Genomic DNA, 9,764 nt, shown 5'->3' with positions numbered 1-9,764 from the left:
TTTTTATACAAAGTAATTTTGTAGTTGATATTTTCAGGATTGAGGTAAAATTTAATCCTTTAATCAACGATTAAAATACGGAATAAGCAAAATAGCGGACTTCAAAAGAATAAATTAACCAATTCATTTAGATATATAGTTTTTTCTCTAGCCTGCTTGCTGTTGTCCTGCCAATACGGTTCGGATAAGCAGTATGAACTTCCCTTGTGGTCTGGCAAAAAGTTAAGGGGTAAGGGGATTTGGATGTATTTGAAACCTTTCCCCTTTTCCCTTTCCCCTTTAACCGAACTGTATTGGCCGTCCTGCCAAATACCTTTAAAATGTAACATTCTAATGATTTTTGAATGTTTCTGAGAAGGTTCATCAACACTCAGCATAAAATTAGGAAAGCTTTTGAACAGTTTCTCAACAGCAGCCAGTCTGTTGCAAACTTTCCCAAAATTGTCTGAATTGGGATGGAAATCTTTAACAACAGATTGCCTGAGGTTGAGGTAAAAGTCAAGATTAATTAAAAAGTTTGACTTTTGGGGAGATTTATAGTTATGTATTCTTCAATTTTAGGACAAAGTTTCTTGTCGTTGATTAAACCATTCAGGTTGGTATTGGCAAAAATGAAATTTATTTCACCACGAGTTGTCCGAAATCGAATGAACCGGGTTTTTCCTATACAAAATCCTATTTTGTGGTTAGTACTGTTAACATCCCTGCTACTATCTGGTTGTGTTAAGTATGACGTAGGGCTGAACTTTAATAATTCAAATAGTGGCCAACTAGTACAACATATTAAATTAGGAGAACAGCTAACAAGTTTTAGTGGCGATTATGTCTACGAATGGTTAAATAGCATAGAGCGCCGCACCAAGAAACTTGAAGGAAAAGCACAGCGAATTTCTCCAGAAGAAATAATTGTGACAATTCCTTTTAGCAGTGGTAGCGAATTGCAAGAAAAATTCAACCAATTTTTTAACTCCCGTGCTAATCAAGCTTCTGAGCCTGTGCAAAGTCAATCTGACTCAGAACTACCAAAAATTGAATCCAACATCATATTGGAGCAGAACAATTTTTTACTGTTGGTAAAAAATCGGTTGATTTATGATTTAGATTTGCGATCGCTGTCTTTAATTTCCAACAAAGGCAACGTCTTAGCTAACGCTGGTTCGATTCTCGATTTGGAATTTGCCCTCAAAACTCCTTGGGGAGCAAAAAATCTAACACAAACTGAAACCGCCATCGAACCGGAAAAGAATGGCAATCAACTGCTGTGGAAACTCCAGACTGGCGAGTTAAATCACATTGAAGCTGTTTTTTGGCTTCCTAGTCCCCTTGGCATTGGTGGATTCTTGATTATCCTGTTTGTCTGGGGAGGATTTTACCTTAGATATAATTTTATGCCAGATCCCAGGATTCAGTTTTCTCCCAAAGCATCGGCAGTTCAACAACAGTAGTAATTCACCACGCAAATATTGACAGGTTGAGATTGGGGAAAGGGAAAAGGTAAAAGGGGAAGGGTTTAAAGCCTTTACCCTTTCCCCCGCCTGTCAAAAAGACTTTGGCAGACTAGTAGAGTCGGCTGTCGCAAATTTTTTAGTGTTGACTGTTGACGCTTCATAGTCAACAATCAACAATTATGTGGTGTTATTTATAGCACTTTCATCCAGTCACCAGTTACGCATCTTTACGGTGATAAGCGCTGAATATTCCAACTGCCATTATCTAAATGACTATAGAGTAAGCGATCGTGGAGACGACTGGAGCGTCCTTGCCAAAATTCGATTTCTGTGGGGATCACTCGTAAGCCTCCCCAATGAGGTGGGCGGGGGATCTCTTGATTTTCATATTGGTTTTTAAACTCTTCCATACGTCGCTCAAGAACTTCTCGGCTTTCTATGACTTCGCTTTGATTAGATACCCACGCACCTAAACGACTGTTCGCAGGACGAGTGTGAAAATATTGGTCGGACTCGGCTTCGGAAACTTTCTCTACATAGCCACAAATCCGCACTTGACGTTCTAGTTCCGCCCACCAGAAAACTAAAGCAGCTTGGGGATTTTCTGCCAGTTCTTGTGCTTTGTGGCTGTTATAGTTGGTGAAAAAAGTAAAGCCTCGTTCGTCAAAATCTTTAAGTAGTACCATTCTGGCCGAAGGCTTACCATCTGGTGTAGAGGTAGCAATGGTCATGGCATTTGGTTCGGGAAGTTGGGCTGATACTGCCTGGTCGAACCACTTTCTAAACTGAATAAAAGGATTAAGGTCAACTTCAAGTTCGCTCAAACCTTCTAGGGTGTAGTCTTTACGAAGGTCTGCTACGGTTTTGTCCATTTGAATTTGCTTCCTTGCTATGAGATAGGCTAAAAGATGTCTTTGTTAAAAATATCTACGATCGCGATCGACACCAACGCCAGTTTTACAATTTATCTCAAGGAGTCCTAAAAACAGATTGCCTCAGATGCGCCGTTCTGCCTCCCTTAAACAGTTGTTAATCTATGGTCTGAGCGGTCCACTGATCGCTTTAAATGTCTGGTTACTATCTGTGCTTTTTCGCTATTTCCAGCATCCAATTAGCATTTTAAGCATTGCAGCAATTTTGGCTTTTTTACTCAATTATCCAGTTAAGTTTTTTGAACGCGCTCGAATTACTCGCACTCAGGCGGTGATTATTGTTTTGCTTGCAACTTTAACCGTTTTGGCGATTCTCGGCGTTACCCTAGTACCAATACTAATTGACCAAACAATCCAATTATTAAATAAAATTCCTGATTGGTTAAGTGCTAGCCAAGCAAACCTAGAACAGTTTGAAGCCATTGCCAAACAACGACGTTTGCCAATTGATTTGAGGGTTGTGACCAATCAAATCAATGTCAACATTCAAAATTTGGTACAACAGCTAGCTTCTGGTGCAGTGGGATTTGCAGGCACAGTCCTGTCAGGATTATTTAATATCGTGTTAATAGTGGTGCTGGCATTTTATATGCTTTTGTATGGCGATCGCGTCTGGTATGGTCTGGTGAATCTTTTGCCTTCTAATATCGGAGATCCTCTAACTGCATCTTTGCGGCTAAATTTCCAAAAGTTCTTTCTGAGCCAGCTGTTGTTAGGACTATTCATGGTAACAGTTCTAACGCCAATTTTCTTAATCATGAAAGTGCCTTTTGCTCTGCTGTTTGCCATCCTAATCGGCATCTCAGAACTCATTCCTTTTATTGGAGCATCTCTAGGCATTGGTCTAGTGACAATTTTAGTATTGTTGCAAAATTGGTGGTTAGCAGTGCAAGTTGCTTTGGTGGCAATCCTCATGCAGCAAGTTAAAGATAATTTATTAGCTCCGAGATTACTCGGCAATTTTATTGGACTCAATCCCATCTGGATTTTTGTGGCGATTTTAATGGGATATGAAATTGCTGGATTGTTAGGAACACTGGTTGCTGTTCCCATTGCTGGTACTATCAAAGGCACTTTTGATGCCATCAGAAGTGGTAAATCAGGTGACTTTTTATCAACAGTCACTATCCCTCACGATCCGCCCTTTGATTAATACTAATCTGCGTTCTCAAGTTTAAGAATTGTAGCGTGCCTATTGTAACTCTGTTTCTCAAGTATTTAATAGTCGAGCAATACCAATAACACTTTAGGAGCATAGAAAATGCAAAAGTATATATGTACTGTTTGTGGTTATATCTACGAGCCAGAAGTCGGTGATGAAGACAGTGGTATAGCACCAGGAACACCTTTTGAAGACATCCCAGATGATTGGGCCTGTCCCACTTGCGGCGCTCAAAAATCAGACTTTGAACCCTATGAAGGATGAGGATATAAACTGACGATAAAACCCCACCATTATAAAGAAAGGCAGAAGGTCGAGGGCAGAAGGCAGTCCCAATGAAATTTTTTTCATTGGGACTGCCTTCTGAACTGTTCCCTATTCCCTATTCCCTTTATGACAGCTAGCCTAGAGATATAGATCCTAAAAAGAGATATTTTTGAAATTGCTACCGTTACAAATTGTAGTTATTGGGGGTGGGGCAGCGGGTTTTTTTGGCGCGATCGCTTGCGCTAAAGTCAACCCTAATGCCCAAGTCACTTTAATCGAAGCTAGTCGCCAACCCCTAGCGAAAGTACTAATTTCTGGTGGCGGACGCTGTAACGTCACTCACGCTTGCTTCGATCCTGGGGAGTTAGTGCAAAATTACCCTAGAGGTGCCAAAGCTTTGCGCGGTGCTTTTTCTCGGTTTCAAGCTCAAGATACAGTAGGTTGGTTTGCTAAACACGGAGTTAATTTAAAAACCGAAGCCGATGGTCGGATGTTTCCTGTTACTAATACTTCAGAAACAATTGTGGAGTGTTTAATTAAAACCGCAGCAACATCTCACATCAAACTTCGCATCGGTACACCCGTAACTTCAGTGAAACGCACTTCCAACGATTCTGGGTTTGATATTGTCTTAAAATCCGGAGAAACAATTAAATGCCATCGCTTACTTTTGGCTACCGGCAGTAGCTTGATGGGTTATAAAATTGCTAGGGAGTTAGGACATACAATTGAATCACCAGTTCCCTCTTTATTTACCTTCAACATTCTCGATCCAAAACTGAGGGAGTTGGCTGGAATTAGTGTTAACACCGTACAATTACGGTTATCTGTAGGTGGAAAGTCTCAATTACAACAAACAGGGCCGTTACTGATTACCCATTGGGGTTTCAGCGGCCCTGCTATTTTAAAGCTTTCTGCTTGGGGTGCAAGAGTTCTCCACGAAAGCCGCTATCAAGCAACATTATTAATTAATTGGTTGCCTAATTTGCAACAAGAACAAGTGCGACAACAAATTTTAGCAGTCAAAAATGAATGGTCGAAAAAAGCGATCGCACTGCATCGTGGTGTTGACTTACCTCATCGTCTTTGGCAATATATCATTGCCAGTGTAGGCATTACCACAGAGGATCGCTGGGCTGGAATATCCAATAAAACCTTAAATCTCTTAGTGCAAGAACTCACTCAAGGACAATATTCAATCAGTGGTAAAGCAGCTTTTAAAGAAGAATTTGTCACCTGTGGCGGTGTCAACCTCCAAGAAGTCAACTTTAAAACAATGGAAAGTAAGTTAGTTCCTGGACTTTACTTTGCTGGAGAAGTTTTAGATATTGACGGTGTGACTGGTGGTTTTAACTTTCAAAGTGCTTGGACGACAGCTTATATAGCTGGTAATGCAATGGGGACTCAGCTGTAGCGCATTTGATATGTTGACTGTTGACTGATGACTAAGATTGATTCTCCTTGTCTCCTCAGTCCACAGTCCCCAGTCACTGTTTTTTAAATAGGTATCGCCACGATGAAGAGATTCGGGCAAAATAACTGGAAATTCCTATCTAAAACGAGAATTTTGCTTACGACGTTGCTTATGTCTAGCAATTGCTTTGCGCTTCTCTTTTTCTATTGGAGTCTCGAAGTGACGTTTTTTTCTCATATCTTGGAAAATTCCTGCTTTAGAAACTTCCCGCTTAAATCTTCGTAGGGCTGATTCAATACCTTCATTCTCTCCTAAAACTACTTGTGTCATTCTCATTCCTCCTGAATGTGGATGAATAATTGAAAATTAAATACAAAAAAAAATATTCCAGCAGAGTCGAGCCTTTGCTTTTATCTGCTGGAGACTCTAGATGTGAGATTTTTAGGAATTGATTTAGTAGCGATTGTTGCGGCGAGCATTACCGCCACCCCAGCTACCACGAGAGGAATTGTTTCTTTCCTCACGGGGTTTAGCTTTGTTGACTCTCAAATCACGTCCCATCCATTCAGCGCCATCAAGTGCATCAATGGCAGCTTGTTCTTCTGCATCTGTTTGCATTTCCACAAAAGCGAACCCACGCGGCTTGCCTGTTTCTCTATCTGTAGGCAATTGAACACGTGCTACTGTTCCGTATTCTGCAAATGCCCGCCTGAGGTCGTCTTCCGTAACCTGATAGGACAGGTTACCAATGTAAATTGACATAAAAGTCTCCGAATTTGGGGAGTGTGGAGAGTTAAATTCGGAGAGACGCTTTGAAAAATCAAAAGGAGTTACTCAACCGAACATAATCCTTATATGGATTAGTTTAGCACAGCGTTTGAATATGAACTAATGGTAAAACCGAATTTCCAAACAAAAGTTTCAAGGCTGGGTTACAACCCTTCTAACAAAAGACTTTTGCTGTTTTTGCCATGAGAGTTTTAGTTTCAATAGCAAATCAGTCTCAACTAGCGATCGCCCAAAAACTTTAGAGTTTTGGATATTGGGATTATTTACCAAGCATTAACTACATATTATTTTACTAGTGGCGTTAATTATACCATAGATAACTGTACTCAAAGCAAATTTGAAAATATTTATCAAATATCCCAGGTGATTTTAAGGGACTTAGATCTGTTAACTGTTGACTGTTGACTGTCAACAATAATGAAATACTTTTTCACTTGGAAGCCCCTTAACTTTCAGTGAACTGGGCTAAAATTCTTTCTGCTTCTTTACACAGCACTTCGTGATATTCACCGTTACTGGCCAGTAGACCTCCCCATTGATTGATATCACCTGTGTTGTATTCTAAAGGTGTACCATCAAAGTGAGTAAATTTACCTCCGGCTTCTGTTAAAATCAACTCTGGGGCTGCAATATCCCAATCTTTGGGAGCAGATTTGCCAGAGAGAGAAATGTAAATTTCTGCTTGTTGTTCGACAATTGTGGCGATTTTACACCCGACACTGCCAACAGCTTTTTGATTTTGACAGGGTAGATTTTGTAGTAGATGATCTAACCTTTGGTTGCGGTGAGAACGACTGACGACTAAGGTTAAATCTTCAATTCGTTTACCTGACGACACTTGTAAAGGAACACAGCCATCACGGGTTTCTAGAAAAGTGCCGCCGCCTTTTGTGGCATAATACAACTTTTGAGCTTCTGGAACTGCCACCACTGCCAAAACTGGGCGCGTTTCTTTGACTAAAGCAATGTGAATGGCATATTCCCCAGTTTTTTGGATAAAGTCCCGCGTGCCATCCAAAGGATCTATAATCCATACCCAAGGGGTAGAAGGTTTTGCAGACTCACTTAGAGATTGATAGGTTTCTTCGCTGATGTAAATAAACTCTTCATGACCTAGATTTGCTTGTAGCTTTTCCAGAATATATTGACTGACAGCTACATCGGCGACGGTAACAGGTTCATTTTCTTTGTATTGTATTGCTAAATTAGGATCTTTAGCAGTGCCGTGGTAATAAGATCGCAATATATCTGCTGCTTCCCAACCTACCTGACGAGCGATCGCTAATATTTCTTGTAAGTCTTTCATTAAATATAGCCCTATCTAACTTAAAAATATACAACCTCAGCTGGGCAAGACAGTTGTCTATCCTCAAATAAAATCCATCCAGCGCCGAGTACCAAAAAACTGGCAAGAATTAGCAGCGATATTTGCTGCCATCGCCAAGGCATCGGTAAAGCTTTCTTTTAAAATGTAGTGACAGAAGCCACCGTGAAAAATATCTCCAGCCCCTAAGGTATCAACGGCTTGAATTTTCGGCACATCTAAAATATTAGTTTGATTGCAACTCCAGTATTCAATTGGTTGTTCTCCGTGGGTAATGGCGATATGAGGAATATTAAATTTGCTTAGATAAGCAAAAACCTGTTGTGAAGTCTGACAATTTGGTGGATGAAAATTAGCCGAACAGATGGCGTAATCTACGAATGGTAAAATTTCCTCAAATCCAGGTTTCCAGCTACCACCATCAATGACTACCGGGATATTCTGGGCTTTGGCCATTTGGGCTATGGAATAACCAACAGCCATTTGATGTCCGTCAATTAAGACTATGGCAACATTTTCTAAAATATTGGCGGGAATGGATGCGCTACTTGCTTGAGTTTTCACGGCATTGATAGAAACCACAGCTCTTTGGCCTGTGGCTTGGGTGACAATAATTGAAGAGACTGGTGGTGCTAAATCGATGGTAGGCTGAAGATCGGCCATCGCCACTTGATAAGTTGCTAAATCACCTCGAATTAACTGGCCCGTTGGGTGAGAACCCACCACACCCAAGACTGTAGCTTGATTACCCAAATAACTAAAAGTTACAGCCGCGTTTGTCGCTGGGCCACCTGCTGCCACACTGTAGTCAATAGCAACAATCTTTTGATTATTCTGAGGTGGAGAGTCAGCGAGGTAAATCAAATCCAAGGTTACTAAACCTACAAATAACCCATTAGTCATTAGTTATTAGTCATTAGTCATTAGTTAACATTCATTTGTTTATAAATATTCGTAGTCATGTATGAATTATTTGTCATAACTCATAACTCCTAACTCCTAACTCATAACTCATAACTCATAACTCCTAACTCCTAACTCCTAACTCCTAACTTTCAACTTTTTGCTCATGCAAACCGATCCCAAACCAAGAACACTTTACGTCGTTGGCACACCAATTGGCAACTTAGAAGATATGACTTTTCGGGCGGTGCGAATTTTGCAAACTGTGGATATGATTGCTGCGGAAGACACTCGCCACACAGGGAAATTACTACAACATTTTGAAATTAAGACACCCCAAATCAGTTACCACGAGCATAATCGTACCAGCCGCATTCCAGAATTATTACAATATTTGACGAATGATAAAGCGATCGCTTTAGTAAGCGATGCTGGAATGCCAGGAATTTCCGATCCTGGATATGAATTGATTGAAGCTTGTATTGAAGCTGGTATTTCTGTAGTTCCGATTCCTGGGGCCAGTGCGGCAATTACGGCTTTGAGTGCAGCCGGACTTCCTACGGATAGGTTTGTGTTTGAAGGATTTTTGCCAGCAAAAAGTCAACAACGGCGAGAACATTTAGAATCTTTACAAACAGAATCTCGCACATTAATTTTCTACGAATCGCCCCACAGATTGCAAGATACTTTACAAGACTTAGCAGAAATTTTGGGGAGCGATCGCCAAATCGTACTCGCAAGGGAGTTAACTAAATTGTATGAGGAATTTTGGCGGGGAACAATTGCCGAAGCCATCGCCCACTACAGCCAACGGGAACCCCAAGGTGAATATACTTTAGTTCTTGCGGGAATTCCACCAAGTCAGCCCCAATTAACACAAGAAGAATTAAAAGCCGAATTAAAACAATTAATTAGTCAAGGAATATCGCGATCGCAAGCTAGCCGTCAATTAGCAAAAGAAACTTCTCTTCCCCGTCGCCAACTCTATCAATTGGCTCTTTCTTTGGTCATCACTCCAGATTCTTGAATATTTAATTATGCTTTTCAAGAGGAAGGATGTCGGCTTTTAATTATCAAAAATAATTGAAAATTAACAATATTTAATTAAAGCTTAAATTTATTTTAATTCTGAATTTTTAATTGTTAATTGCTAGGTTTCGAGGATAAAGTGTACCAAAGATACGATTCTTCTTTTTTTACTACATCCAATACCCTGTTTTTAGTTTAAATTTGAAGAATTATATTTTTACTTTTTCTCTGGAAATTGCGGGTATTTTTTTCAGTATATGCACAATAAGCAAAACAAAAATAGGTTGCAAAACTCGCCTCTACTTTTCTTACTTACCTTAGCTATAGCTATTAGAATCTACAACATTAATTCCCCAATTATTGGTATCCATTCCTGGCGTCAATCAGATACAGCAGCGATGGCGAGAAATTTTTATGAAAATAATTTTAATTTATTTTATCCTCAAATTGATTGGGGAGGTAATTCTCCTGGTTATTGTGAAACTGAGTTTCCCAT

The 9,764-nt window shown here is 40.1% G+C and carries 11 protein-coding genes; 6 read left to right on the top strand and 5 right to left on the bottom strand.

The window, feature by feature from the left end; translation table 11 throughout:
* Positions 1 to 542: 542 nt before the first annotated feature.
* Positions 543 to 1,445 (top strand): DUF3153 domain-containing protein, encoded by a 903-nt coding sequence (locus GNE10_RS26650; protein WP_185568347.1) that lies wholly within the window; start codon positions 543 to 545, stop codon positions 1,443 to 1,445.
* A gap of 230 nt (positions 1,446 to 1,675) precedes the next feature.
* Here the strand turns inward: GNE10_RS26650 and pdxH are convergent, their stop codons facing one another.
* Entirely contained in the window at positions 1,676 to 2,320 is a 645-nt protein-coding gene (gene pdxH, locus GNE10_RS26645) for a pyridoxamine 5'-phosphate oxidase (protein ID WP_185568344.1), read from the bottom strand.
* A 127-nt stretch (positions 2,321 to 2,447) separates the two neighbouring features.
* Between pdxH and GNE10_RS26640 the strand changes: the two genes are divergently transcribed.
* From GNE10_RS26640 to GNE10_RS26630, 3 genes are all read left to right on the top strand, one after another.
* Positions 2,448 to 3,533, top strand: coding sequence for an AI-2E family transporter (locus GNE10_RS26640; protein ID WP_185568341.1), 1,086 nt, complete (start codon positions 2,448 to 2,450; stop codon positions 3,531 to 3,533).
* A gap of 108 nt (positions 3,534 to 3,641) precedes the next feature.
* Positions 3,642 to 3,806 (top strand): rubredoxin, encoded by a 165-nt coding sequence (gene rd / locus GNE10_RS26635; RefSeq protein ID WP_099067748.1) that lies wholly within the window; start codon positions 3,642 to 3,644, stop codon positions 3,804 to 3,806.
* 178 nt (positions 3,807 to 3,984) lie between these two features.
* Positions 3,985 to 5,223 carry an NAD(P)/FAD-dependent oxidoreductase gene (locus GNE10_RS26630; protein ID WP_185568350.1) on the top strand — a complete coding sequence of 413 codons (1,239 nt, stop codon included), beginning with the start codon at positions 3,985 to 3,987 and terminating at the stop codon, positions 5,221 to 5,223.
* A 135-nt stretch (positions 5,224 to 5,358) separates the two neighbouring features.
* Here GNE10_RS26630 and rpsU read toward each other — a convergent pair whose 3' ends face one another.
* The 4 genes from rpsU to GNE10_RS26610 form a co-directional block, all read right to left on the bottom strand.
* Positions 5,359 to 5,553: a 30S ribosomal protein S21 gene (gene rpsU / locus GNE10_RS26625; protein WP_073645277.1), complete on the bottom strand. Its 195-nt coding sequence runs from the start codon at positions 5,551 to 5,553 to the stop codon at positions 5,359 to 5,361.
* Positions 5,554 to 5,676: 123 nt separating this feature from the next.
* The gene (locus GNE10_RS26620) at positions 5,677 to 5,985 is read right to left on the bottom strand and encodes an RNA-binding protein (RefSeq protein WP_099067747.1); all 309 of its coding nucleotides are present in this window, start codon (positions 5,983 to 5,985) and stop codon (positions 5,677 to 5,679) included.
* Positions 5,986 to 6,457: 472 nt separating this feature from the next.
* Positions 6,458 to 7,318: a 3'(2'),5'-bisphosphate nucleotidase CysQ gene (locus tag GNE10_RS26615; protein WP_185568338.1), complete on the bottom strand. Its 861-nt coding sequence runs from the start codon at positions 7,316 to 7,318 to the stop codon at positions 6,458 to 6,460.
* 63 nt (positions 7,319 to 7,381) lie between these two features.
* Positions 7,382 to 8,239 carry a sugar kinase gene (locus GNE10_RS26610; protein ID WP_185568335.1) on the bottom strand — a complete coding sequence of 286 codons (858 nt, stop codon included), beginning with the start codon at positions 8,237 to 8,239 and terminating at the stop codon, positions 7,382 to 7,384.
* A 166-nt stretch (positions 8,240 to 8,405) separates the two neighbouring features.
* On the opposite strand from GNE10_RS26610, the gene rsmI reads away from it, so the two are divergent.
* Both rsmI and GNE10_RS26600 read left to right on the top strand, forming a co-directional pair.
* Positions 8,406 to 9,266, top strand: coding sequence for a 16S rRNA (cytidine(1402)-2'-O)-methyltransferase (rsmI, locus tag GNE10_RS26605; RefSeq protein ID WP_185568332.1), 861 nt, complete (start codon positions 8,406 to 8,408; stop codon positions 9,264 to 9,266).
* Positions 9,267 to 9,525: 259 nt separating this feature from the next.
* A partial coding sequence (locus GNE10_RS26600; RefSeq protein ID WP_221643003.1) for a hypothetical protein occupies positions 9,526 to 9,764 on the top strand: 239 nt, incomplete at its 3' end.

It is taken from the genome of Nostoc sp. 2RC, from assembly GCF_014222165.1.
GTDB classification, from domain to species: domain Bacteria; phylum Cyanobacteriota; class Cyanobacteriia; order Cyanobacteriales; family Nostocaceae; genus Nostoc; species Nostoc linckia.
Note: the sequence above shows the minus strand (reverse complement) of the source record. Positions and strands in the feature narration are given on the sequence as shown.